A 25,886-nucleotide genomic window follows, 5' to 3' on the forward strand; every position below is an offset into this window, starting at 1 on the left:
GTATAACAGAAAATTTAGGCCGCTTGGGGCTGTAGATAGCATTGCAACTTTTCAGTTAATTGGAGTTTCCCGCAAAAGAAAAATGGACAAAACAAAAAACCGAAGTTAAAAACTCCGGCTTTTTTTATAAAAGGTTGGCTTCTTCGAGTGACATCGGACGGTAGTAGAAATACCCTTGCCCTACCCGGCAGCCGAGCGATACCAACACGCGTCTTTGCTGATCGGTTTCAATGCCTTCCGCAACTGCTGTCATATTCAAGTTTTCAGCTAGTTGAATGATGGTTCTGACAATCGCGAGCGTCCCTTGTTCATGCATAGTGGAAATGAAAGAACGGTCGATTTTGATTTCACTGACCGGAAGTTTCTGCAAATAACTAAGCGAAGAATAGCCTGTCCCGAAATCATCTACAGAACTGGTGAATCCGTAGCGGTTTAATTTTTTAAACACTTGATGAGCGGTTTCAATGTCAACGAAGCCAATGCGTTCGGTGATTTCAAGCTGAATCCATTTATGTTCAATACCATATTCAGCCATTTTATCAACCAGATGCGGGATGAACGAATGGTGGAAGAAATGATCAGCTGAGACATTGATGGCGACTTGGCGCAATTCAAGTCCGATTTCTTTACGTTTCCTTAACCATGTCAGCACGCGTTTTAAAACGACTTGCTCCAGCAGTCGGATTTTCCCGTTCTTCTCCGCTGCCGGAATGAAGACATCCGGCGCAATATTGCCGAGCTCCGGAGAGTTCCAGCGGGCCAAAGCTTCAAAGCTGATGATTTTGCCTGATCTCAAATCCACTTTCGGTTGAAGATGGACATCGATTTCTTCGCGTCGTAACGCTGCCGATAATTCATTGGCAATCCGCAAATCCCTCATCATGAAATCATCGTGCTCATTTTCAAAATAACAGATGGATTCTCCCGCCCGCAATTTCGCTTTCGACAGCGCACTGTCTGCGTAGCGGATCAGTTCTTTCTCATCCTGCTGTTTTGGGGTGATAAGCGCGACGCCCATTTTTAAAGTTAAAAACAATTCCATGTCTTGTACACTGATCGGTTCGATCACGCATTGCGATAACTTTTCTAAATACGCCGGTACATCCCCTAACGGATTTAAATTCACTAAAGCAATGGTCGAATCGGAAAAGCGCGCGATGACATTATTTGCAGACATGCCGGCTCTCAAAAAACGTTTGCCGATTTCCCTTATCAGCGTATCTCCTGCCGTATGGCCGTACTGATCGACAACTTTGATGTATTCATCTGCTGAAACGAAAGCGACAAATCCCTCTTTCTTTTCATCCAGCAATTCTTTTAACTCATTGATAAAATAATTCCGGTTTGGCAAGGCAGTCTCTTTGTCGGTGTATGCCAATCGCAGGATTTCTTCCTGTTGCTGAGAATACCTTACGGTTAACGACACAATAGAGCCGACCTGCTCCATGAAGGCGATGTCCTCTTCAGTCGGCAATACCTTATCTGCGAAATAGATCCCGAACGTACCGATTGCTTGGCCGTCTGCATCATTGATGGGCACAGACCAACTTGAAGTTAAGTGGTGTTCCTCCACCAAATATTGAAGGCCATTCCAGAGTGGACTCACCTTCATGTCTTCCACAATGACCGTCTTATTTGTATGGAGAGCGGCTCCGCACGTACCGGTTAACGGAGAAGACTGGATTTTCTCGACTTTTTCATGAAATTCACTCGGCATTGATTTTCCGGCACCTACTTGAAAGTAACCGGCATCATTGACAAAAAGCACGGTGCATTTCGTATCATCTTTGAAGAAAGATTCCACTGTATCACACGCTTTTTGAAGCAAAAAGCTTAGTAGATAGCCTTTGCCCATATCGTTGTAGATTTGCTGCTGCAAATTGATCAATGCTTCTGCGCGCTTGCGGTCGGTAATATCCCGCTGCAGCATGATCGTGAACGTAAAGTTCGTTTCATGCATGATAATTGGCTGGATCGTGATTTCGTTCCAGAAAGGCAGCCCGTCTTTGCGATAATTGACGATTTCAAAAATCCCTGCTTTTTTCGATTCCATGCATTTCCTGATTTCCTGCCCAACCTGCTTATCTGTTTTAAGGCCATGCATGAACCTGCCGTTCTGCCCTAAAACTTCCTCTTCTTCGTAGCCGCTCATCTCTAAAAAAGATTGGTTGGCATAGATGATCGGATGGTCTTTCGCTTCTGGATTCAGCACAATAAAACCTGTCTGGAATTCCATCCCCAAACGCCGCAGCCAGTTTATGATCACTTGTTTCTCTTCATTTATTTCGTGAGTCGGCATACGCGGTTCACCTAGCTTCCCTTAGTTAATGTATTCTATGTATTGCTGGTTTCTGAAGAAATTAGAAATAAGTAACATTATTAATGAAATTACCAGTTATATACCAAAAATCTAGTTGCTATTCTTCAAAAATCGGGGAAAAAATACAGCTGCCTTAATCCCTCTTTGGCAGCTGTATTCCCTTATTTGTATAATGGAAAACTAGCTGTAAGTTTCGCAGTGCGCTCAGCAGCTTCTTTTTTCGCATTTTCATCTTCAGGATTTTTTAGCAATGTTGCAATAATGGATGCAATTTCCTTCATTTCAGGTTCTTTAAAGCCGCGGGAAGTGACTGCCGGCGTTCCTAAACGGATGCCTGACGTGACAAACGGACTTTCCGGATCATATGGAATCGTGTTTTTATTAGTCGTGATGCCGACTTCATCCAACACGTGCTCCGCTACTTTTCCAGTTAGACCTAACGAACGAAGGTCAATCAGCATCAAATGATTGTCTGTTCCGCCAGAAACGATATCCACGCCTTCAGCAATCAATCCTTCAGCTAACGCATTTGCATTTTTCACTACTTGTTCAATATAAGTTTTAAATTCTGGCTGCTGCGCTTCGCCGAATGCTACTGCTTTTGCAGCAATGATATGCATCAACGGTCCACCTTGGATTCCCGGGAAAATCGTTTTATCGATTTTCTTTGCGAATTCCTCTTTGCAAAGAATCAATCCGCCACGAGGTCCGCGCAAAGTTTTATGCGTTGTTGATGTAACGAAATGGGCATGAGGAACCGGGTTCGGATGGGCCCCGACTGCAACAAGTCCCGCAATATGCGCCATATCCACCATTAAATACGCGCCAACTTCATCCGCGATTTCACGGAATTTAGCAAAGTCTAGTTGGCGTGAATAAGCACTTGTTCCAGCAACAATCATTTTCGGTTTGTGCTCAAGAGCGGCCTGTCGAACCGTTTCATAATCGATCAATTGATTGTCTTCTGTTACCCCGTACTCGACGAAATTGTACTGCATTCCACTGAAATTCACTTTACTGCCATGCGTTAAATGTCCGCCATGGTTCAAGTTCATCCCTAAAATCGTGTCGCCTTTTTCAAGAACCGCTGTATAAACTGCCATATTGGCTTGTGATCCAGAATGTGGCTGTACGTTTGCATGGTCTGCGCCGAAAATTTCTTTCAGGCGATCACGAGCAATGTTTTCTACGATATCTACATATTCGCAGCCGCCATAATAGCGCTTGCCTGGGTAGCCTTCGGCATACTTATTCGTAAGTACAGAGCCTTGAGCGTCCATTACTGCTTGTGATACAAAGTTTTCAGATGCGATAAGTTCGATATTCGATTCCTGACGTTCCTTTTCCGCTTGCATTGCTTCATAAACTGCCTGGTCCTGCGTCTTAATCAATTCCATCTGTTAATCCCTCCTGTAGTTGAACAAGCTCACGATTATACCTAGCACGTTCCCCGCCGATCAATTTCGGCCGAGTGGTTGCAGCTGAGACAATCGCTTCTCCTACTAGTTTAACAGAAGTTCGCACAGGAACGGCTACTCTTTTTAAATGCATGCCAATCATTGTCTGGCCGATGTCGATTCCGGCATGCGCCTGCACTTCTTCCACGACAACCGGATCTTTCAAATTCGAATAAGCGAATGCGCTCATCGAACCACCCGCTTTTGGCACCGGTACCACTGACACAGGCTCCCAGCCGTATTTTTCTACGGCTTCCCGCTCAAGCGTCAACGCACGATTGATATGCTCGCATCCTTGAAAAGCCAGAAAGATTCGGTGGCGATCCGCAAAATTCTGCAAAGGCTCAAACAAACTTTCAGCTATATCAAGGCCGCCTGACGTCCCGATCCGTTTGCCTACCACTTCTGAAGTCGAGCAGCCGACGACAAATATCTGGCCATTTTTAAATTGAATTTCCTGCTCCAATTCACTTAAAGCTTCTTCAAGCTGTAATTGCCATAAGGGTTGCATGCCAGCCACTCCTTCAGTTTATTATTTTTCTAAATCCGAGATTTTTTGAACGCGTTTTTGATGGCGCCCACCTTCGAATTCTTCAGTTAGCCAAGTTTCTGCAATTTCACGTGCAAGTCCTGGGCCGATGACACGTTCGCCCATCGCCAGAACGTTTGAATCATTATGTCCTCTCGTCGCTTTCGCACTAAACACATCATGTACAAGCGCGCAGCGGATGCCTTTTACTTTGTTTGCGGCAATCGACATGCCGATTCCTGTTCCACAAATTAGAATGCCGCGGTCAAATTCTCCGCTAGCCACTTTTTCCGCAACCGGTGTTGCATAATCCGGATAATCGACCGAATCATCTGTATGCGGTCCAAAATCTTGATATTCCATGCCAAGTTCATTTAATAAGTTGACGATTTCTTTACGAAGATTATTTCCGCCGTGATCTGATGAGATTGCAATTTTCATTAAAAACCCTCTTTTCTTTTCGGATAAAGTGGAATACAGAAATGCACTTCACTTACTTTTGCTTCGCTAAGGGCTTTGTTGATTAACGCGCCCTTAGTGATGGTTCACTTCATTTTAACATCATTATATGAAAAAACATACAAACCCGCATAGGCTTGTATGTTATCCCTCTATTTCATCATTCAATTTTTCGGCTACCTGGTTGATCAGCCCATGCAATTCGTTGAAAGTGGACTGATAAGTGGCTAAAGAGCCTCCGTATGGGTCACTGACGTCTGCTGTAGAACCATTCGCGAATTCTTTTAATGTATAGATTTTCGTTGCGTATTCCGGAAAATTCTGCAGAAGGAATTTCCGGTGCGATTCGGTCATCGTCAAGATCAATGTCGCCCATTCCATGTCGCCAGGCAGCAACTGTTTGGAAGTATGGGTAAAATCAATCCCTTGATCATCTAAAACCGTTTGGGCATGGGATGACAAGGGAGATTCTCCAGCAAAAATGCCGGCTGAACGAACTTTCACATCCGGCAATTCCTTCGCTTTTAAAATTGCTTCCGCCATCGGGCTTCTGCAGGTATTCCCCGTACAAACAAAGAAAATATTCATGTTATTTCCTCTCTTTCTACTTCATTAACTGAACCATTTATGGTCAGCCGCTTTCTCCAAGCGATTCATCATCGCTTCACTTCTATTGGCATCTGTAGAAATTGCAGCCAATATCAAGTCCGCATCCGTTTGGTCGCATTTGCGCAAGCTGGCATACAGCGTTTCCGCTGAAAGCGGGAAGCAATAATCCGCACTCGGATGCTTTTCCGAACTTAGAATCGCCACTTTTTTGCCGTCATTTTGCACATGTGCGATCGCTTTTTCAATCAAGCCATCTGCTTTTTCAATCAAATAGACCGGAGCTTCTGGTGCATAATGAATGTATTTCATTCCCGGTGATTTGGGTATATTCCCTTGAATTTCCGAAGAAAGCCGGACTGTGCCGATAACAGCCTCTAAATCTTCTTTCGTGATTTTGCCCGGACGAAGGATAACGGGCGGTTCACTTGTCATATCCAATACGGTCGATTCAATGCCGATCATTGTCGCACCCCCATCTAAAATCAATGGAATGGTTCCTTCCATATCGTGATACACGTGCTCCGCTAAAGTCGGACTTGGTTTGCCGCTTGTATTCGCACTTGGCGCCGCAATCGGCAATTTCACACGTTTTAGCAAATTCAGCGCTACCGGATGATTCGGCACTCGAATTCCAACTGTGGATAGACTGGCTGTTACGTTTTCAGCAAAAACTCCCGGTTTCGTTTGTAGAATCAACGTCAATGCGCCTGGCCAAAATGCTTCCATGCATTGGATCGCTTTTGGACTTACATTTTGAACATAATTCAATGCGCTTTCTTTTGAATCCACATGGACAATCAATGGATTGTCGGCTGGACGCCCTTTTGCAGCAAAGATTTTTGCCACAGCCTCCGCATTTGTAGCGTCTGCTCCAAGTCCATAAACGGTTTCTGTCGGAAAAGCGACAACTTCTCCATTTTGCAGTCTTTCCACAGCCTGTGAATAAGTTTCTTCTTTATTCACATTTCTATCCACAAGTATGGTTTCCGTTTCCATATAAACATCTCCTATTATAACTAGTTTTCGATAAAGTTATGCACATTACGTGGATAACTTCACCTACCCTGTTCAAAATATGTTAGTAACTTACACGTTTATGCAAAAAACCATTCGGTCATTTTTGTTGATATCTTTTTTGATATACACATTCGCTTCTGGAAAAGCATCTTTTAAGAGATTTTTTACAGCCTCTCCCTGTGTATAACCGATTTCAAAACCGATAATGCTTGGTTTATCCACAATTCCCGGTAACCCTTCAGCCATTTTTTCGTACAAGGCCAAACCTTGGTTTTCTGCAAATAAAGCCGAGTGAGGTTCGAAGTCACGGACACTATCCGATAAATCAGGAGCTTCCTCATAGCCGATATAAGGAGGATTGGATAACACGATATCCCATTTCCGGTCTTTGATCGGTTCCAGCAAATCTCCTAATTTAAATGTGACTTCTGCATGCAGCCGATTTGCGTTGTCTGCCGCTACATCCAAAGCTGCTTGTGAGATATCCGTTGCTGTCACGTCTGCAGCAGGCAACTCGCATTTCATCGTGATGGCGATAACGCCGCTCCCAGTTCCTATATCTGCGATAGACGGATTGCCAGTTGGAAAATAGCGAGCGGCCAACTGCAAAGTTTCTTCGATTAGTTCTTCTGTTTCCGGCCGTGGGATCAGTACATGCTCATTTACTCCAAATGAACGCCCATAAAATTCCTCGCTGCCCGTTATATGCTGAATTGGCGTCCCTAAGGAATGCAATTCAATTTTAGACCAAAACTCACGGAATTTCTCTTCTTCCAACTCTTCCCGCATTGAAGCGAGCAGCCCCGCATGTGAAAGGCCTAGCTCATGCTGAAGAATAATCCGTGCCGCTGCTTCCTCGCGGCCTTTGCTTTTTAAAAAAGAAGAAGCCCCTTGAAGGGCCTCAAAAATGTATTTTTTATTAGTCATTGTTTAAGCTTTCCATTCTTGCTGATTGTTCTTCAATGATCAACGCATCGACGACTTCGTCCATCTTGCCTTGAAGAATCTGATCCAGCTTTTGAATCGTCAAACCGATTCGATGGTCTGTAACGCGGTTTTGCGGAAAGTTATACGTACGAATTCGCTCAGAACGGTCGCCTGTTCCGACTGCAGATTTCCGGACTGCATCATATTCCGCTTGTGCTTCTTGCTGGAATTTATCGTAAACACGTGCACGAAGAACTTTCATCGCACTCGCTTTGTTTTTAATCTGTGATTTCTCGTCTTGGCACGTTACGACCGTATTGGTTGGGATATGCGTCAAACGGACAGCTGACATTGTCGTATTAACCGACTGGCCACCTGCACCGGATGATGCATAAGTGTCGACGCGGATATCATTGTCATGGATTTCAACTTCCACTTCTTCCACTTCCGGCAGGCAAGCGACTGTTGCTGTCGAAGTATGGATCCGGCCGCCTGATTCTGTTTCTGGCACCCGCTGCACACGGTGTGCACCGTTTTCATATTTCAATTTTGAATATGCGCCTTTGCCGGTAACCATGAAGACCAATTCTTTGAATCCGCCGAGTCCAGTCGGATTGGAATCCATGATGCTCACTTTCCAGCCATTCGATTCAGCGTATCGGCTGTACATGCGGTATAGATCTCCCGCAAACAAAGCTGCTTCGTCTCCGCCTGCAGCTCCCCGGATTTCCATAATGACGTTTTTATCGTCATTCGGATCTTTCGGAATCAATAATATATGCAAACGATCTTCAATCGCTTTCGCTTGCGCTTCCAATTCGCTCACTTCTTCTTTGACCATTTCGCGCATATCGGCGTCCAGCTTCTCATCGAACATCGCTTTTGCTTCATTCAATTGGGAAGTGACTTCCTTATATTCGCGGTACGCTTCCACCGTTTCCTGCAAATCCGATTGCTCTTTCGAGTAATCGCGCAATTTGTTTGTGTCGCTGACAATCGCCGGGTCACTCAATAATTCGTTTAAACGGTCGTACCTGTCTTCTACTGCTTGTAATCTATCGAACATTGCTGCATCACCTCTAATTCACATATTTATTGTTAAACTATATAAGTTGGATTAAAGAAGTAGCATTTATACACCGCTTCGGCGCTATGGACACAGCTCCCGCAATAAGCCGAGAAAACCACTCGTCTTATTACTCCGCTCAGTCCGGAAACGCGCCGGCTACTTGCGACTCTCCAAAGATATGGAGCAAAACAGCGGAGACGCCTTGGGGACCAAGCGAAGTGGTGAGATCCACTCGGGCGCTAAGCCCGAGTTAGCTCAGCGCAAGCCCCCGGCAAGCGCAGCTGTTTTGCGGAATATCGGTTTGTACAAATCATTAGTTCAACTTATACAACGATTTAATTAATAAAACGGGCAAAAAAATAGTTTCACATTGTTTAGGAAGCTTCCAAAATAACCTATTTCGTCACTGTCACCCCAGCAGGCACTTCATGATGATGGCGGCAACGGGGCTCGTAGGCTTCTGAAGCGCCAACTAAAATGGTGGGATCATCAGAACCGGCAGGCTTGCCGTCAATTAGGCGCTGCGTCCGGCTTGCTGGAGATCCGCAAACTGTACATACTGCCTGCAATTTTGTCACTTGCTCAGCTATCGACAGCAAATTCGGCATCGGTCCAAACGGACGCCCTCTGAAGTCCTGGTCCAATCCGGCAACGATTACGCGGAATCCATGATCCGCTAATTTTTGTACGTTCTCAATGATCTGTTCATCAAAAAACTGGGCTTCATCAATGGCAATTACATCGAAATCATCGGAAATATAATCCCAAATTTCTTGTGAATGCTGGATTGGCAAAGCAATTACGGTCGTGCCATTATGGGAAACAACCGCTTCTTTGCTATAGCGGTCATCGATTTTCGGTTTAAAAACTGCAATCTTCTGTTTGGCAAATTGTGCGCGGCGCACTCGGCGGATCAGCTCTTCTGATTTTCCTGAAAACATGCTTCCGCAAATCAGTTCTACCCAACCGGATTGTTTCATAACGTACATAAATAAGCCCCTTTCAAACAACTTTATCATTATTCATCATACCCAAAATCAGGCTGAATTACTGCTTTTTTCTCGATTATGTAAAAGAATTAACGCTCAAAATGTGTCTTTTAAACGAAAAAATACCTGCTTCGCGTTTTCGCGCAAAGCAGGTATATTCTTTACTATTACTCGTTGATTTCTTCTTTGATGCCGTATTTTTTGTTGAAACGGTCTACGCGGCCATCTGCTGCTGCGAATTTCTGACGTCCAGTGTAGAATGGATGACATTCAGAGCAAAGCTCGACGTTGATGTTTTCTTTTACAGAACCTGTTGTGAAAGAGTTCCCACAAGAGCAAGTTACTGTAGCTTGTTTGTAATCTGGATGAATACCTGTTTTCATTATTGTTTCTCCTCCCGCCCTGAACCATCTGGAACAGAGTTTAATAATCTATTTTGACTATTGCCTTACATGGCTCTTTAGGCCATATATGCAATAGCACTGTTTTAATTCACTCTCATAATCATAACAAATCTTTCATCTGTTTGCAACTAATTAGATCATCTTTTTATTGCTGCGATGAGCTTTCAATTCGCTGCTAAGCTGTTCGAAAAATTCTTCATTGGTTTTTGTTTGGCCAAGTTTTTTCAAGAAACGCTCTCCGAAATCATGCGTATCCGAGAAAGTTTTACGGATTGTCCATAGCTTGTCCAACTGATCGGCTCCGATGAGCAATTCTTCTTTCCGAGTCCCTGAACGGCGAATATCAAGTGCCGGGAAAATGCGGCGTTCCGCTAAGCTGCGGTCCAAATGCAATTCCATATTGCCGGTCCCTTTAAATTCTTCGTAAATGACTTCATCCATACGTGAACCTGTATCAACTAAAGCCGTTGCAAGAATCGTTAAACTGCCGCCTTCTTCAATATTGCGGGCAGCCCCAAAGAAACGTTTCGGACGGTGGAATGCTGCTGGGTCTATCCCTCCTGATAGTGTACGCCCACTTGGAGGAATGACCAAATTATATGCTCGCGCAAGGCGCGTGATGGAATCCATCAATATAATAACATCCCGTTTGTGTTCGACCAAGCGCATTGCTCGCTCTAAAACAAGTTCCGCCACTTTTACGTGATTTTCAGGAACTTCATCGAAAGTTGAAGAAACAACATCTGCATTTACCGAGCGTTCAATATCGGTTACTTCTTCTGGACGCTCATCAATCAATAGAACAATCAATTCCGCTTCCGGATGATTGGTTGTAATTGAATTGGCAATTTCCTTTAAAAGCATTGTTTTTCCGGCTTTAGGCGGAGCTACAATTAATCCGCGCTGCCCAAATCCGACAGGTGCCACCAAATCCATAATGCGTGTAGATAAATGTTTAGGCGATGTTTCCAAACGGATATGGCGATCCGGATAAAGCGGAGTCAAACCTGGAAAATGCACGCGTTCTTTTGCCACTTCCGGATCTTCACCGTTAACAGCTTCGACTTGCAGCAATCCGAAATAACGTTCGTTTTCTTTTGGCGGACGGACTTTCCCTGAAACTTTATCGCCGTTTCTCAAATCGAATCGACGGATTTGTGAAGCGGAAATGTAGATGTCCTGGGAGCTTGGAGAGTAATTGATTGGACGCAAGAAACCGAAGCCTTCTGACTGGATGATTTCTAAAACGCCTTCCATGAAGAAAAAGCCTTCTTGTTCAGCACGTGTTTTCAAGATAGCAAAGATCAATTCTTTTTTCGTCAATTTGCTGTAATTCGTCAATTTGTATTCTTTCGCTAAATTATAAAGCTCTTTTAGCGTCATGTTTTCCAATGCGGAAATTGTTATCGTTGTCATGTATCAGACACCACTCTTAGTCATTTTTTAGGGTTAATTTGTTGAGGATCAGTCGTTGCAATGATTGGAAGATCTTTAAAGAAGGAGCCCGGCACTAAGCCGGACCCATTTTAGAAGTAGGATCATTAATCGTGCATGACAAGATTCGGTTTTTTCTTCAGGCTGTGACGGCCTTCTACAAAGCGGACAGTTCCTGATTTCGCACGCATAACTAAAGTATGGCTTTCTGCAAAGCCGCCTTTCAGTTGAACGCCGCGCAATAATTCCCCGTCCGTTACACCCGTTGCAGCGAATATGCAATCGTCGCCTTTAACAAGATCGTCCATTTTCAGGACTTTAGTGACGTCGATTCCCATATCGATGCAGCGTTGTGCTTCTTCTTCGTTTTGCGGCAATAATTTGCCCTGCAGTTCGCCGCCCAGGCATTTCAGGCCGACTGCAGCAATTACGCCTTCCGGTGCGCCGCCAGTTCCGAACAGAATATCGACGCCCGTCTGGTCAAAAGCTGTATTGATGGCTCCTGCTACGTCGCCGTCGTTGATCAGTTTGATCCGGGCTCCGGCGTCGCGGATTTCCTGAATGATTTTATCATGCCGCGGACGGTTCATAACAGTCGCCACTACGTCTTCTATATCTTTATTTTTGGCTTTCGCCACTGCACGGAGATTATCAATTACAGGTGCATTAATATCGATTTTACCAACCGACTCAGGTCCCACTGCAATTTTTTCCATGTACATATCCGGTGCGTTCAATAAGTTTCCGCGATCGGCAATTGCCAATACAGCCAATGCATTCCATCCGCCAGCTGCGACAATATTCGTTCCTTCTAAAGGATCAACTGCCACATCGACTTCCGGCCCTTGGCCAGTGCCAAGTTCTTCGCCGATATAAAGCATCGGAGCTTCATCCATTTCACCTTCACCGATGACCACGATTCCGCGCATCGGGATCGTATCAAATACATTTCTCATTGCGGTAGTTGCTGCATCGTCAGCTTCGTTCTTCAGTCCACGGCCCATCCATTTTGAGGATGCGATTGCAGCCGCTTCTGTAATACGTACCAATTCCATCGATAAACTTCGTTCCATCATGCATTTCCTCCAGTTCAGCTATAAGTTCAATTTAATTGTAGCATAGTTAAATCAGCCAAAAAGAAGTCAATTCGCATTATGCCCGAGGTCAGACTTTACACTGCTGACGGGATCGATTGTTTCTCTGCGGATATCCGCACCTAGCCCTTGCAGTTTCTGGACAATTGCAGAATAGCCGCGTTCAATATGGTAAATCTCGCGGATTTCGGTTTCGCCTTCAGCAAGCAAACCGGCGATGATCAATGCCGCACCGGCACGCAAATCAGATGCTACAACAGTAGCAGAAGTCAACGGCGTCGGTCCGGTAATAATGGCAGCCCGACCTTCCACACGCCCACTTGCATTCATGCGGCGAAGTTCATCAATATGTTTGAAGCGGGCCGAATAGATGGTATCCGTAATCATCGAAGACCCCGTGGCCTGCGTCATCAATACAGAAAACGGCTGCTGCAGATCCGTTGCAAATCCAGGATACACAAGCGTTTTCACGTCAATGGCCTGCAGTTTCTCAGCTTTCGGAATGTAAATGGATTCTTCGCCTTCTTGCACGTCGACTCCCATTTCACGAAGTTTCGCCGTCAAAGCTTCCATATGGAATGGAATAACGTTATCAATCGTAATTCCGTCTCCTGCTGCTGCCGCCATGATCATGAATGTTCCGGCTTCGATGCGGTCTGGAATGATGGTATGGTTCGTGCCATGCAATTCTTCAACGCCGTCAATCCGGATAATATTCGTGCCTGCCCCTTTGATTTTTGCGCCCATATTCGTCAATAAGGTAGCAACGTCAATGATTTCAGGTTCTTTCGCTGCATTTTCAATGACCGTCTGCCCTTTCGCAAGAACAGCAGCCAACATGATATTGATCGTAGCACCAACGCTCACGACATCCAGATAGATCTTCGCGCCGCGAAGTTCATCTGCACGCAGGTAAATCGCGCCGTGTTCATTTGTCACTTTCGCTCCGAGTGCTTCAAATCCTTTGATGTGCTGATCGATTGGACGAGGCCCTAAAAAGCAGCCGCCCGGCAAACCGATTGCCGCATGTTTGAATCGTCCAAGCATAGCGCCCATCATATAATAGGAAGCGCGAAGTTTTTTAACATTTCCGTTTGGCAGAGGGATATCAACCATATTGGTCGGATCGATGTTCATGGTTCCGTCTTCGAAAGAAACTTCTCCACCGATCTCTTCAAGAATATTTTTCAGTGTCCAGACATCAGAAATTTCCGGTAAACCTTCGATTTGCACAGGCGAATTCGCTAAAATTGATGCAGGAATCAAAGCCACTGCACTGTTTTTTGCGCCATTCACTTTTATCGTGCCCGACAAGCGTTTACCGCCTTTTACTTTATATACATCCATCAGATCTAATTTCTCCTTTGCCCTACTTCAAGAATCAGACAGGCTTTCACATTGGAAAGCCTGTTGAATCTCGAAATTTGATTGCCGTGCCGATTTATTTTACTTGTTCTTCAATTGAACGTTTTTCCCAATCTGCCAGGAACGCTTCGATGCCTTTGTCGGTTAGGGGATGCTTGAACATTTGCTCCATAACTTTAATCGGCATTGTTCCAATATGCGCACCGTTCAAAGCAGCGTCCGTTACGTGCTGTGGATGGCGGATTGATGCAGCAATGATTTCAGCTTTGATGTCATGGATAGCGAAAATGTCTGCGATTGTCGCGATTAAATCCATGCCGTTGTGTCCGATATCATCCAAACGCCCAAGGAAAGGAGAAACATATGAAGCGCCGGCACGAGCTGCAAGAAGAGCTTGGTTCGCACTGAAAATCAATGTAACGTTTACTTTGATGCCTTCTGCTGCAAGTGTTGAACATGCTTTCAAACCATCTGGAGTCATTGGCAATTTCACAGTAATGTTTGGAGCAAGTGCAGCCAGTTCACGGCCTTCTTTGATCATGCCTTCAGCATCTAGTGCGATAACTTCACCGCTGATTGAACCGTCGACCAAAGCCGCGATTTCTTTTAAACGATCATGGAAAGAAACGTTTTTCTCTTTTGCCACTAATGACGGATTCGTCGTAACGCCTGAAAGGATGCCCCATGAATGTGCTTCTTTGATTTCTTCGAAGTTTGCTGTATCAATAAAAAATTTCATTGTTGTTTTCCTCCTGTAATTTGGAAAAAGGAAGAAGAGACCACTCGGACGCTTCTCCCTTTCCACAGTTTTAGTTTATTGTTTGCTGATTCCAGAGAATCGATTACGCTTTGTTCGAACTTCCGAATTCACGCATTTTGCCGATGACTGTCGCTTTGATCGCGTCGCGAGCTGGCGTCAAGTATTTACGTGGATCATACATTTCTGCATCTTTAGCCAATGCTTCACGGACCGCTTTCGCTGACGCAATCTGGTTTTCTGTATTGACGTTGATTTTCGCTGTTCCAAGTGACACAGAACGTTGAATATCTTTTGTCGGAATGCCTGTGCCGCCGTGCAATACTAGCGGAACATCACATAGTTGGGAGATTTCTTCCATTTCTTTAAATCCTAAATTCGGTTCGCCTTTATAAGGCCCGTGGACAGAACCTAAAGCTGGCGCTAAACAATCGATTCCTGTTTGGTCAACGAGTTGTTTGCATTCCTGCGGATCTGCATAAATAACGCCGTCAGCGATGACATCATCTTCCTGGCCGCCTACAGTTCCAAGTTCCGCTTCAACTGAAACATTGTGTTTATGTGCGTATTCTACCACTTGTTTCGTGATTTCGATATTTTCTTCGAATGGGTGATGGGAAGCGTCAATCATGACAGATGTAAATCCAGCATCAATCGCTTCTTTGCATTTTTCAAAGCTAGAACCGTGATCTAGGTGAATCGCCACTGGCACTGTAATTTTATAATCGTGCATCAAGCCTTTCACCATATGTACTACAGTGGTGAATCCGCCCATATAACGTGCTGCCCCTTCAGATACCCCTAAAATAACTGGCGAGTTCTCTTCTTGTGCAGCTTGTAAAATTGCTTGGGTAAACTCCAGGTTATTCAAATTGAACTGACCGATTGCATAACCTTCTTGTTTCCCTTTGATCATCATATCTTTCATTGAAACTAATGCCATTCACAATTCCTCCTAAGCTCTACTCTTATCCAAATATCCTTTATACTATACCAAAAACGCCGTGCTTTCGCCACTTCTGCGTGTATCAGTCTGTTAACAATTGCTTTACAGCTTCACGTATCTCAAATACGTCAAACGGTTTTGTAAAATAGCAGGACGCGCCGTTGATAAGCGATTCTTCGATCAAATCCAGTTCGCCATAGGCTGTCATCATGATTACTTGGACATCCGGCTGAATCTGTTTCAAATTCTTTAATATTTCGATGCCGTCCATCCCTGGAATTTTCATATCGAGCAATACGATATCCAAATGCTTTTCGCCTGCCGTTTGAAGGGCTTGGTTGCCATTTGCAGCCGTCAAGGTGTCATACCCCTCTTTTTTAAATACTTCATTCAATAAAAGACGGATTCCCATTTGGTCATCTACAATCAATATCGTCTTCAACCGTATTGCCCCCTTCTCTTCCAGCTTTCTCAACTCTAGTTTCATTCTACTGAATAGCCGCATGCATTTCCACCAATACTTTCCAATTACTTTTTGATTCGTTTAAATTGGACGACTGGAAAGCTTATTCTTTTCTTTCATTTGGCTATAATGAAAAGTGAGGTGAATGAAATGAAAATGTTAGCTACACAAACCGCCGGACTGTTCCAGCGTCTTTCAAAGCAAGAAGTGGCCGTTGAAGATACGGCAAGAGTCCTGGCTCAGGCTGCAGTCGGCGAAGGAACTATCTTTCTCGCAGCCTTTGGTGAAATGAAAGCAGTCGTTGAAACGGCGCTAAACGGTGCTGAACCGCTCGAAAGCAGTATCGACTGGAAACCTGATAGTATTTTGACAAGCGCAGACCGTGTATGGATTCTTGCACCCAATGATGAAGGCGACGAACTGGCAGGACGCTTGAATGATGCCGGAATTCCGTTCGCCATGCTGACGGGTGCCGCAAGAGATCCGGTAGAAGCCGATGCATTCATTTCACTTGGCATTTCGAAGGGCCTTGTCCCTACAGACGACGGCGGACGCACGGTGGTTCCTTATGCCATGGGCGCATTGTTTATTTACCATGCTGTCAAAATGATCATTGATGAAATGCTCGCAGAATAAAAAAATCCTTCCCAAGGAAAGTTCCTGGGAAGGATTTTTGATATTAGTTGTTCAAAGAAGCTCTAACGAATTCTCTGAATAGCGGCTGCGGGCGATTCGGGCGCGAGATGAATTCCGGGTGGAATTGACAAGCGACAAACCATGGGTGGTCTGCAATCTCGATAATTTCCACTAGGCGGCCATCTGGGCTCGTTCCTGAGAATTTAAAGCCGGCTGCTTCGAATTGCTCACGGTATTCGTTGTTGAATTCATAGCGGTGGCGGTGGCGTTCGTACACCAATTCTTCGCCGTATGCTTCATGCGCTTTTGAACCAACTTCCAATTTTGCCGGGTAAAGGCCAAGGCGAAGCGTTCCACCTAAGTCTTCGATGTCTTTTTGTTCCGGAAGAAGGTCGATGACCGGATACGAGGTTTTCGGGTTCAACTCAGATGAATGCGCATCGTCAAAGTCCATGATACTGCGTGCAAATTCGACTGAAGCCAATTGCATGCCCAGGCAAATCCCGAAGAATGGCACTTTGTTTTCGCGTGCATATTTTGTTGCCACGATTTTCCCTTCGACTCCGCGGTCTCCAAATCCACCAGGAACTAAGATTCCGTCACAGTTTGCCAGTTTCTCTTCAACGTTTTCAGCGTTGATGTGTTCTGCATTGATCCAATCCACTTCGATATCTGCATCAAATGCAAATCCGGCGTGTTTCAACGCTTCAACTACAGAGATGTAAGCATCTTGAAGTTCCACATATTTTCCGACAAGACCGATGCGGACTCCTTTCGATAATGATTTCACTTTATCCACAAGTTCGATCCACTCGCCCATATCCGCTTCCGGCGCTTCAATGCCGAAATGGTCAAGAACGATTTGGTCCATATGCTGTTCTTTCAAGCGAAGCGGCATTTCGTAGATCACGTCAACATCACGGGATTCGATGACTTCTTCTGCTTTGATATCGCAGAACAAAGCGATTTTGTCTTTCATGTCCTGAGGCACTTCATGCTCGGTGCGGACAACGATCAAGTTTGGCTGAATCCCTAAGCTGCGCAATTCTTTCACGCTGTGCTGAGTCGGCTTCGTTTTCATTTCCTTCGCAGCGCCCAAGTACGGGATCAACGTACAATGGATGTACATGACTTCTTCGCGGCCAAGGTCTGAACGCATTTGGCGGATTGCTTCAAGGAATGGAAGCGATTCGATATCCCCAACGGTCCCGCCGATTTCGGTAATGACGACATCTGCTTTTGCTGTTTTCGCAGCGCGCAGAAGGCGGTCTTTGATTTCATTTGTGATGTGCGGAATCACTTGGACAGTTCCGCCCAAGTAATCGCCGCGACGCTCTTTTTGAATGACAGTGGAATATACTTTCCCTGTCGTTACGTTAGAGTATTTATTTAAATTGATATCGATGAAACGTTCGTAATGCCCTAAATCCAAATCTGTCTCCGCGCCGTCATCCGTTACGAAAACTTCTCCGTGTTGGTATGGGCTCATCGTTCCTGGGTCAATATTGATATATGGATCGAATTTTTGGATTGTGACGTTCAACCCTCTGTTTTTCAATAAACGCCCAAGTGAAGCAGCTGTTATCCCTTTACCTAATGACGATACAACGCCGCCAGTTACAAAAATATACTTTGTCATGCCGGTTCCTCCTTCAATTTTGAAAAAATAAAAAGCGCCCCGTCTGCAAGTGCAGAGGGAGCGCGTAAACTATACGAATCATCTCTCCTATTTTTAAGGAGCCCAGTAAAATCTTATCCAGTCCAGTCACATAAGTCAAGGTAAAATTGTTCTGATTACTTCAGATCATCTTCCTCTTCGTCATCTTCATCATCAATGATGTTGCCGTCCAAATCTTCTACTAAGACGCCGTCATTATCATCGTCTTCATCTTCCACGTCGAAATCAAGGACTTCCACTTCTGGAACTTTCAACAGCTCATCTGTATCATCGTCATCGTCGTCTTCATCGTCGTCTTCATCGTCGTCGCCTTCGCCGAAGTCATCGAATTCCAATTCATCTTCAAGATCAAGATCCAAATCGTCGAAGCCATCGTCGCCTGCCACTTTCGCTTTTTTCTTGCGTGCTTTAACAGTTGGTGCCGATTCTTCTTCGATCTGTTCAACCGGGTACCATTCGCGAAGGCCCCAACGGTTTTCGCCAAGAATCAAGAAACGGCCGTCAATATTCATGTCTGTGTAGAACTGAGCCAGACGTTTTTTCATATCCTCTTTAGATAAACCGAGCAATTGTTCAATTTCTGCAACAATCTCCGGATAAGTTTTTGTTTCGTGTGTTTCTTCTAAAAGTGCATAGGCTAAGTCGACAAACGACTCTTCCACTAATTCTTCTTTTGATAATTCACGGATTTTCAATCTGTGCACGTCCCTTCTTCTATCTTAACTTAATTCATTATATACAAAGTAGTTGCGCTCCGCTACCGTGTTTTCTTTTTTCTGCTACTCAGCTGCGTCCAGCCGAAATAAAACAAGTAAAACGACAAGATCAAAAACGGGATTGATCCGAGCGCTTTGTTGTAGAGAAAGAAAGTAAGGAAGAGGCAGAGGAGGATGATAAGATAATGTGCGTATTTCGACATGAGTGATCATCCTTTGTGTTTTCTACAGTGAACTTCCTTCTATTATACAGAAAATTGCCATCTTTATCGACTTGCTGCACTTCTCGGCGGCGATGACATTCGCACGGATCTGGAATGGGGTCGAACGCGCGTATTCTTGGTTGAACGCGCGTATTTTCTTTTGAACGAGCGCATTTTCTTTTGAACGAGCGCAAATCCGTTTGAACGCGCGTATTTCTAATTGAACGCGCGCAAATGGATTTAAACCATCTAATTTCAATAAAAGAAGAAGAAAAAGTGGTTCGTGGATGCTCCACGAACCACTTTTGGTGTTATTCAAGCTGGATTATGCCTTTCGTGGGCGGATCCGCTTTTCTTGATGTCCAGCTCCATCGGCCTGCTCCTCGGGTCGTAAACCATTCCGCTGCGGCGGCAACAGCCTCCTCGCGGCCTGTCTTACGCCTGTCGGAGCAAAACGGCCGATTCCGCTTTTCCATTGTCCAGCTCCTCCGCCCAGCCCCTCGAGGTCTTAAGTCAACTTGGCTGTGCGGCTGAAAACATGCCGCTTCGCCAAGTCGCCTTAAGCTTGTCGGGGCTTTCGTGGGCGGATCCGCTTTTCTAACTACATATTCCGTCTGTACTGTCCGCCAACTTCATATAAAGCTGTCGTGATTTGGCCGAGGCTTGCGACTTTTACGGTTTCCATCAATTCTTCGAAGATGTTGCCGCCGGATTTCGCTACGTGTTTCAAGCGATTAAGCGCTTCTTCTGAAGCATTGCGCTCCTGGAAAGCGCGCAAGTTGGCAATTTGCGTTTCTTTTTCTTCGGTCGTCGCACGGGCGATTTCCATTGCATTGATATCGTCGTCGCTTTGCGGATTCGGATTCAAATACGTGTTTACGCCGATGATCGGCAATTCGCCTGTGTGCTTTTTCATTTCGTAATGCATGGATTCTTCTTGGATCTTGCCGCGCTGGTATTGCGTTTCCATCGCACCAAGAACTCCGCCGCGGTCGTTGATGCGGTCGAATTCCTGCAATACTGCTTCTTCAACTAGCTGCGTCATTTCTTCAATGATGAACGCACCTTGCAGCGGGTTTTCGTTTTTCGACAAGCCGTGCTCTTTTGTGATGATCATCTGGATTGCCATTGCACGGCGAACCGATTCTTCGGTCGGCGTTGTAATCGCTTCGTCATAAGCATTTGTGTGAAGCGAGTTGCAGTTATCCTGCAACGCCATCAATGCCTGCAGCGTCGTACGGATGTCATTGAAGTCGATTTCCTGTGCGTGCAAGCTGCGCCCGGAAGTCTGCACATGGTATTTCAGTTTTTGGCTGCGTTCGTTTGCGCCGTATTTATCGCGCATCACGACTGCCCAAATGCGGCGTGCCACACGTCCGATGACTGTATATTCCGGATCCAAACCGTTCGAGAAGAAGAACGATAAGTTCGGTGCGAAGTCATCAATGTTCATGCCGCGGCTCAAATAATATTCGACATAAGTGAAACCGTTCGACAAGGTGAACGCGAGCTGTGAAATCGGGTTCGCTCCCGCTTCTGCAATGTGGTAGCCGGAAATCGATACCGAATAGTAATTGCGCACTTTATGGTCAATGAAATATTGCTGGATATCGCCCATCATGCGAAGTGCGAATTCCGTTGAGAAGATGCATGTGTTCTGGCCTTGATCTTCTTTTAAGATATCCGCCTGCACCGTCCCGCGCACTACTTGAAGCGTCGATTCACGAACTTCCGTGAATTCTTCAAGCGTCAACGGACGGCCGAATTTCTCTTCGTTTATTTTCACTTGCTGATCAATGGCAGTGTTCATGAACATCGCCAAAATGATCGGCGCCGGTCCATTGATCGTCATCGACACCGATGTAGATGGTGCGCATAGATCAAAGCCTGCGTATAGTTTCTTCATATCATCTAATGTACAGATCGATACACCCGACTCGCCAACTTTTCCGTAAATATCGGGACGGTGGTCAGGATCTTCGCCGTATAGCGTTACCGAGTCAAAAGCCGTTGATAAGCGTTTCGCATCGTCGTCTTTGGATAGGTAGTGGAATCGTTTATTCGTCCGTTCGGGTGTTCCTTCTCCTGCAAACTGGCGCTTTGGATCTTCGCCTTCCCGTTTGAATGGGAATACTCCAGCCGTGTAAGGGAATGAACCTGGAACGTTTTCCAAATAAACCCATTTCAGGATTTCACCGTAGTCTTCGAATTTCGGCAGCACCACTCGTGGAATCTTCAATCCTGACAAGCTTTCCGTACGCAAGATCGTGCGGATTTCCTTGTCGCGGACTGTCGTGATGAATTCATCTCCAGCATAGGCTTCTTTCAGCTGTTTCCAGTTTTCAAGAATGCGTTTAGACTCTGCCGTCAATTCTTCGCGTACACCGTAAGCAAGCGATTGAAGCGATTCAACAAGCGCATCATCCGGCGCTTTTTCTTTTACCGCTTCGATGGCGCCTTCCAATTGGAACAAGCGGCGTGCAAATGCTGCTTGCGCTTGTGTTTTCGCATGGTAGTTGCGGACCGTATCCGTAATTTCCCGCAAATAATAGCGGCGGTCATTCGGAATGATCAAGTTCTCTTTTTGCGTTTTGACGAATTGGTCGTAATCCGTCGTCCACTCGGTGCCGCATTTTTCATTGACTGCATGCACTAGCGCTGCAAAAAGTGAGTTCGTGCCTTTGTCGTTGAACTGGCTTGCGATCGTGCCGAATACCGGCATTTCGTCCAAGTCTTTATCCCATAAAAGATGGCTGCGCTGGAATTGCTTCTGCACTTGGCGAAGCGCATCTTCTGAACCTTTGCGTTCAAATTTGTTGATGACAATCAAATCTGCGTAATCGATCATATCGATTTTCTCAAGCTGTGTCGGCGCACCGAATTCGCTTGTCATGACGTACATTGAAACGTCTGAGAAATTAGCGATTTCCGCATCCCCTTGTCCGATTCCGCTTGTCTCCACTACGATCAAATCGAAATCTGCCGCTTTAACGACATCAAGGACATCGCCCAATGCGCTTGAGATTTCCGTTCTTGAACCGCGAGTCGCCAAACTTCTCATAAAGACGCGTTTGTTGAAGATCGCATTCATGCGGATCCGGTCACCGAGCAAAGCGCCGCCCGTTTTTTGCTTTGTCGGATCAATGGAAAGAATCGCGATTTTCTGATCTGGAAGTTCAGACAAGAAACGGCGGATCAATTCATCGGTCAGAGAAGATTTCCCTGCCCCGCCTGTTCCGGTGATGCCGAGAACTGGCGTGTTCTTCGTTTGGGCGCGTACTGCCTGAAGCAATTTATCCGTATCGAGTTCACGCGTATGCGCTTCTTCGGCTGCGGTGATCAAGTTTGCCAAGGCTACCGGGTTGTCAGCTGAAATCACATCAAAAGCAGGCGTTTCTTTGATTGTCGAGAAATCGCATTCTTTGACGATTTCCAGAATCATGCCTTCAAGACCCATTTTACGGCCGTCTTCCGGCGAGAAGATACCGGCAATGCCGTACTCTTCCAATTCTTTGATTTCGCGCGGCAGGATAACACCGCCGCCGCCTCCGTAAATGCGGATATGGCCAGCGCCTTTTTCCTGAAGCAGATCGTACATGTATTTAAAGTATTCCATGTGGCCGCCTTGATAAGAGGAAATGCAGATTCCTTGAACGTCTTCCTGGATTGCTGCATTTACCACTTCTTCGACAGAGCGGTTATGGCCTAAGTGAATCACTTCAGCCCCGCTTGCCTGCAAAATGCGGCGCATGATATTAATCGATGCATCGTGTCCGTCGAAAAGGCTGGATGCCGTTACAAAGCGAACGTGATTTTGCGGCTTGTATTTCGTTTCTTCTTGAATTGTCGCCATAATCTATTAAACCCCCCGTAGCGTAATTTTCTCCCCTGCCATCCCCTGCAGCAGAAATTTCGTTTGAAGTTCGATGAATTCCTGAATTGTGTAATCACGCAATGCCCAGCGGCGGAATGCCCACATTTGGCCTTGGACAAATAAATGATTGGCTGCCAGTTTAATTTCTTTCGGCGCCATGGTGATTTCTCCGCTGTCCGCACATTCTGCGAGCAAACGCTCAAAGAGAGACACCATTTCCATTTCTTTATCCAGCACATAGCGAAGTGCGTCTTTTGGCAGCGATTTCGATTCCTGGTACATGACCACGTATTCGTCCTGCATGTCATCGATCAAGCTGTAGTAATGTTCGATTGCCGTAATCAGTACTTCAAGTGAGCCTTTATCAATGTCAAGCGCATCGAGCCGTGCATGCACTTCGTCGTAAATCGAATCACAGACCAAGTAAAGGACATCCTCTTTTGTCCGGATGTATTCATATAAAGTCCCGATGCTGAAACCTGAAGCTTTGGCAATTTCTCTTGTCGTCGTCCGGTGAAAGCCTTTTTCTTTAAAAAGCGTGACAGCGCCGCGAATCATCTGTGCACGGCGCTTTTCAATCAGGCTTTCGTCTTTTACGGAGGACTGAATTTCACGCTTTTTATTCATAAAGCAGCCCTCCGGTTATTTAGTGACCATACGGGAAATGACCAAACGCTGGATTTCCTGTGTGCCTTCGTAAATTTGAGTGATTTTCGCATCACGCATGAAACGTTCGACCGGATAGTCTTTCGTATAGCCGTAGCCGCCGAATACTTGAACAGCTTCTACTGTGACTTTCATCGCCGTATCTCCAGCCATCAATTTCGCCATTGCCGATTCTTTGCTGTAAGAAAGTTTGTTCGACTCAAGCCAAGCTGCTTGGTAAGTCAATAGACGGGAAGCTTCAATCGATGTTGCCATATCCGCCAATTTAAACGACACACCTTGGTTCGCAGCAATCGGTTTGCCGAATTGCTCGCGCTCTTTTGCATAGCCGATTGCAGCGTCCATCGCACCTTGTGCAATTCCGACTGCTTGTGCAGCGATTCCGTTGCGTCCGCCGTCAAGTGTCTGCATCGCAATTTTAAAGCCTTGGCCAAGTTCGCCAAGCATGTTTTCTTTCGGTACGCGGCAGTTGTCAAAAATGATTTCAGTTGTCGGGCTTGAACGGATCCCGAGTTTTTTCTCTTTTTTGCCGACCGAGAATCCTTCAAAATCTTTTTCAACGATGAAAGCGGTCGTGCCTTTATGTTTGGATTCTGGATCTGTCACCGCGAAGACGATGTAGATGTCAGCGATTCCGCCGTTTGTAATAAAGATTTTCGAACCATTCAAGATGTAGTGGTCGCCGTCTTCTTTAGCAGAAGTTTTCATGCCGCCTGCATCCGATCCTGAAGCGGGCTCCGTCAAACCGTAAGCACCAATTTTCGTACCTTCTGCCATCGGGCGAAGGTATTTCTGTTTCTGCTCTTCTGTTCCGAATGTGTATACCGGCCAGCCTGCAAGTGATGTGTGGGCTGAAAGCGTTACGCCAGTTGAAGCGCAGACGCGCGACAATTCTTCTACAGCGATGCAGTATGCCAAATAGTCAGATCCGATACCGCCGTACTCTTCCGGCCATGGAATTCCTGTCAATCCCAGTTCCGCCATTTTATCAAAAATTTCTCGGTCAAAACGTTCTTCTTCGTCGCGCTCTTCTGCTGTCGGCGCCACTTCTTTGTTTGCGAAATCGCGTACCATTTTGCGGATCATTTCATGTTCTTCGCTCAATTGAAAATTCATTTTCATTTCCCCCAATTATTTTAATAGTTGCTTGCTGATAACAATGCGTTGAATTTCACTCGTGCCTTCATAGATTTCCGTCACTTTCGCGTCGCGGAATAAGCGCTCGACCGGATAATCTTCCGTATAGCCATAGCCGCCAAAAACTTGGATGGCTTCGATGGAAACGTCCATTGCTGCTTTTGATGCGAATAATTTCGCCATTGAAGCTTGCTTATTGCAGTCTTTGCCTTGTGCATAAAGATCAGCCGCCTGGTAGACCAGCAATTTTGCCGCTTCCACTTGTGTTGCCATATCCGCTAATTTAAAGCCGACGCCTTGCTGCTGTGAAATCGGTTTGCCAAACTGCACGCGCTCTTTCGCATAAGCCACTGCATGTTCATAAGCCGCTTCTGCGATGCCGAGTGCCTGTGCCGCAATCCCGATGCGTCCGACGTTCAAATTCGCCATGGCGATGCTAAAGCCTTTATTCTCCGTGCCCAGTAGATTTTCAACCGGCACTTTCATATTATCGAATGTCAGCTGCACTGTCCGTGAACCGTGAAGCCCCATTTTCTTCTCATCTTTGCCGATTACCAAGCCCGGAAAATCCTTTTCCACAATAAATGCAGAAATTCCACGCGAGCCCGCTTCCGGTTTTGTCGACGCGAAAACGATATATGTATCCGCTTCTCCGCCGTTTGTGATGAATACTTTTGAGCCGTTTAAGACGTAATGATCGCCGTTCAACACTGCTTTTGTCTTTAAGCTGCCTGCATCAGAACCGGCAGCCGGTTCTGTTAGGCAAAATGCCCCCAAATATTCGCCTGAAGCCAATTTCGGAACATAGCGCTGGATCTGCTCTTCTGTACCGAAGTTCAAAATCGGATTCGTGCCGACTGACGTATGAACGGACAAAATTACACCGACAACTGCACTGACTTTTGACAATTCATGAATGGCGCTGATATAAGAAGTGAAGTCCATATCGGAACCGCCGTATTTCTCAGGTGCGGTGATGCCCATCAAGCCAAGTCCGCCCATTTTCTTGATGATTTCGCGGGGAAATTCCCCTTCTTCCATCCGGTCGATAAATGGTGCTATTTCTTCTTTTGCAAAATCACGCACCATATTGCGCATCATCAATTGTTCTTCTGTAAATCGCAAATCCATTGCTGT

24 protein-coding genes are annotated in these 25,886 nt (G+C 45.6%); 1 reads left to right on the plus strand and 23 read right to left on the minus strand.

Annotation, left to right across the window (positions count from 1 at the left end):
- Positions 1 to 124: 124 nt before the first annotated feature.
- From NFU07_RS05510 to NFU07_RS05585, 16 genes are all read right to left on the minus strand, one after another.
- Positions 125 to 2,299: an EAL domain-containing protein gene (locus NFU07_RS05510; RefSeq protein ID WP_251475651.1), complete on the minus strand. Its 2,175-nt coding sequence runs from the start codon at positions 2,297 to 2,299 to the stop codon at positions 125 to 127.
- Between the two features lie 182 nt (positions 2,300 to 2,481).
- The gene (locus NFU07_RS05515; RefSeq protein WP_251475653.1) at positions 2,482 to 3,717 is read right to left on the minus strand and encodes a serine hydroxymethyltransferase; all 1,236 of its coding nucleotides are present in this window, start codon (positions 3,715 to 3,717) and stop codon (positions 2,482 to 2,484) included.
- Positions 3,704 to 4,288, minus strand: coding sequence for a TIGR01440 family protein (locus NFU07_RS05520; protein ID WP_251475655.1), 585 nt, complete (start codon positions 4,286 to 4,288; stop codon positions 3,704 to 3,706). The genes NFU07_RS05515 and NFU07_RS05520 overlap by 14 nt, the downstream gene beginning before the upstream one ends.
- Before the next feature lie 21 nt (positions 4,289 to 4,309).
- Positions 4,310 to 4,747: a ribose 5-phosphate isomerase B gene (rpiB, locus tag NFU07_RS05525; protein WP_235197087.1), complete on the minus strand. Its 438-nt coding sequence runs from the start codon at positions 4,745 to 4,747 to the stop codon at positions 4,310 to 4,312.
- Positions 4,748 to 4,909: 162 nt separating this feature from the next.
- Complete coding sequence (locus tag NFU07_RS05530; RefSeq protein ID WP_251475657.1) at positions 4,910 to 5,353, minus strand: low molecular weight protein arginine phosphatase; 444 nt, start codon at positions 5,351 to 5,353, stop codon at positions 4,910 to 4,912.
- A 24-nt stretch (positions 5,354 to 5,377) separates the two neighbouring features.
- The gene (locus NFU07_RS05535; protein WP_235197089.1) at positions 5,378 to 6,370 is read right to left on the minus strand and encodes an L-threonylcarbamoyladenylate synthase; all 993 of its coding nucleotides are present in this window, start codon (positions 6,368 to 6,370) and stop codon (positions 5,378 to 5,380) included.
- A gap of 90 nt (positions 6,371 to 6,460) precedes the next feature.
- Entirely contained in the window at positions 6,461 to 7,318 is an 858-nt protein-coding gene (gene prmC / locus NFU07_RS05540) for a peptide chain release factor N(5)-glutamine methyltransferase (protein ID WP_251475659.1), read from the minus strand.
- Positions 7,311 to 8,384: a peptide chain release factor 1 gene (gene prfA, locus NFU07_RS05545; RefSeq protein WP_251475661.1), complete on the minus strand. Its 1,074-nt coding sequence runs from the start codon at positions 8,382 to 8,384 to the stop codon at positions 7,311 to 7,313. Before prfA ends, prmC begins: the two co-directional genes overlap by 8 nt.
- Positions 8,385 to 8,782: 398 nt before the next feature.
- A complete protein-coding gene (locus NFU07_RS05550) occupies positions 8,783 to 9,376 on the minus strand; it encodes a thymidine kinase (protein ID WP_235197091.1) in 594 nt (197 codons plus the stop codon).
- Positions 9,377 to 9,543: 167 nt separating this feature from the next.
- Positions 9,544 to 9,759 (minus strand): 50S ribosomal protein L31, encoded by a 216-nt coding sequence (gene rpmE / locus NFU07_RS05555; protein ID WP_074510520.1) that lies wholly within the window; start codon positions 9,757 to 9,759, stop codon positions 9,544 to 9,546.
- 153 nt (positions 9,760 to 9,912) lie between these two features.
- Positions 9,913 to 11,196 carry a transcription termination factor Rho gene (gene rho, locus NFU07_RS05560; RefSeq protein WP_251475662.1) on the minus strand — a complete coding sequence of 428 codons (1,284 nt, stop codon included), beginning with the start codon at positions 11,194 to 11,196 and terminating at the stop codon, positions 9,913 to 9,915.
- Positions 11,197 to 11,321: 125 nt separating this feature from the next.
- Complete coding sequence (glpX, locus tag NFU07_RS05565) at positions 11,322 to 12,287, minus strand: class II fructose-bisphosphatase (RefSeq protein ID WP_251477120.1); 966 nt, start codon at positions 12,285 to 12,287, stop codon at positions 11,322 to 11,324.
- A gap of 69 nt (positions 12,288 to 12,356) precedes the next feature.
- Entirely contained in the window at positions 12,357 to 13,655 is a 1,299-nt protein-coding gene (locus NFU07_RS05570; protein ID WP_251475670.1) for a UDP-N-acetylglucosamine 1-carboxyvinyltransferase, read from the minus strand.
- Between the two features lie 94 nt (positions 13,656 to 13,749).
- Positions 13,750 to 14,412, minus strand: coding sequence for a fructose-6-phosphate aldolase (fsa, locus tag NFU07_RS05575; protein ID WP_251475672.1), 663 nt, complete (start codon positions 14,410 to 14,412; stop codon positions 13,750 to 13,752).
- 103 nt (positions 14,413 to 14,515) lie between these two features.
- Positions 14,516 to 15,373 (minus strand): class II fructose-bisphosphate aldolase, encoded by an 858-nt coding sequence (locus tag NFU07_RS05580; RefSeq protein WP_251475673.1) that lies wholly within the window; start codon positions 15,371 to 15,373, stop codon positions 14,516 to 14,518.
- Between the two features lie 85 nt (positions 15,374 to 15,458).
- Positions 15,459 to 15,818, minus strand: coding sequence for a response regulator (locus NFU07_RS05585; protein ID WP_285835940.1), 360 nt, complete (start codon positions 15,816 to 15,818; stop codon positions 15,459 to 15,461).
- A 171-nt stretch (positions 15,819 to 15,989) separates the two neighbouring features.
- Between NFU07_RS05585 and NFU07_RS05590 the strand changes: the two genes are divergently transcribed.
- The gene (locus tag NFU07_RS05590; RefSeq protein ID WP_251475675.1) at positions 15,990 to 16,475 is read left to right on the plus strand and encodes a DUF2529 family protein; all 486 of its coding nucleotides are present in this window, start codon (positions 15,990 to 15,992) and stop codon (positions 16,473 to 16,475) included.
- A gap of 43 nt (positions 16,476 to 16,518) precedes the next feature.
- On the opposite strand, the gene NFU07_RS05595 is transcribed toward NFU07_RS05590, so the two are convergent.
- The 7 genes from NFU07_RS05595 to NFU07_RS05625 all read right to left on the minus strand — a co-directional run bounded on the left by NFU07_RS05595 (position 16,519) and on the right by NFU07_RS05625 (position 25,880).
- Entirely contained in the window at positions 16,519 to 18,114 is a 1,596-nt protein-coding gene (locus NFU07_RS05595; RefSeq protein WP_251475676.1) for a CTP synthase, read from the minus strand.
- 155 nt (positions 18,115 to 18,269) lie between these two features.
- Complete coding sequence (gene rpoE, locus NFU07_RS05600; RefSeq protein ID WP_251477122.1) at positions 18,270 to 18,848, minus strand: DNA-directed RNA polymerase subunit delta; 579 nt, start codon at positions 18,846 to 18,848, stop codon at positions 18,270 to 18,272.
- A gap of 246 nt (positions 18,849 to 19,094) precedes the next feature.
- On the minus strand, positions 19,095 to 19,391 hold the full coding sequence (locus NFU07_RS05605; RefSeq protein ID WP_251475677.1) for a hypothetical protein: 297 nt from the start codon (positions 19,389 to 19,391) through the stop codon (positions 19,095 to 19,097).
- A gap of 282 nt (positions 19,392 to 19,673) precedes the next feature.
- Positions 19,674 to 22,925, minus strand: coding sequence for a fused isobutyryl-CoA mutase/GTPase IcmF (gene icmF, locus NFU07_RS05610; protein WP_251475678.1), 3,252 nt, complete (start codon positions 22,923 to 22,925; stop codon positions 19,674 to 19,676).
- Between the two features lie 6 nt (positions 22,926 to 22,931).
- Positions 22,932 to 23,573, minus strand: coding sequence for a TetR/AcrR family transcriptional regulator (locus tag NFU07_RS05615; RefSeq protein ID WP_251475679.1), 642 nt, complete (start codon positions 23,571 to 23,573; stop codon positions 22,932 to 22,934).
- Positions 23,574 to 23,588: 15 nt separating this feature from the next.
- On the minus strand, positions 23,589 to 24,728 hold the full coding sequence (locus tag NFU07_RS05620; RefSeq protein ID WP_251475680.1) for an acyl-CoA dehydrogenase: 1,140 nt from the start codon (positions 24,726 to 24,728) through the stop codon (positions 23,589 to 23,591).
- Between the two features lie 15 nt (positions 24,729 to 24,743).
- Positions 24,744 to 25,880: an acyl-CoA dehydrogenase gene (locus NFU07_RS05625; RefSeq protein WP_235197103.1), complete on the minus strand. Its 1,137-nt coding sequence runs from the start codon at positions 25,878 to 25,880 to the stop codon at positions 24,744 to 24,746.
- Positions 25,881 to 25,886: the final 6 nt, after the last annotated feature.

This window comes from Planococcus sp. NCCP-2050 (genome assembly GCF_023708025.1).
Classification (GTDB): domain Bacteria; phylum Bacillota; class Bacilli; order Bacillales_A; family Planococcaceae; genus Planococcus.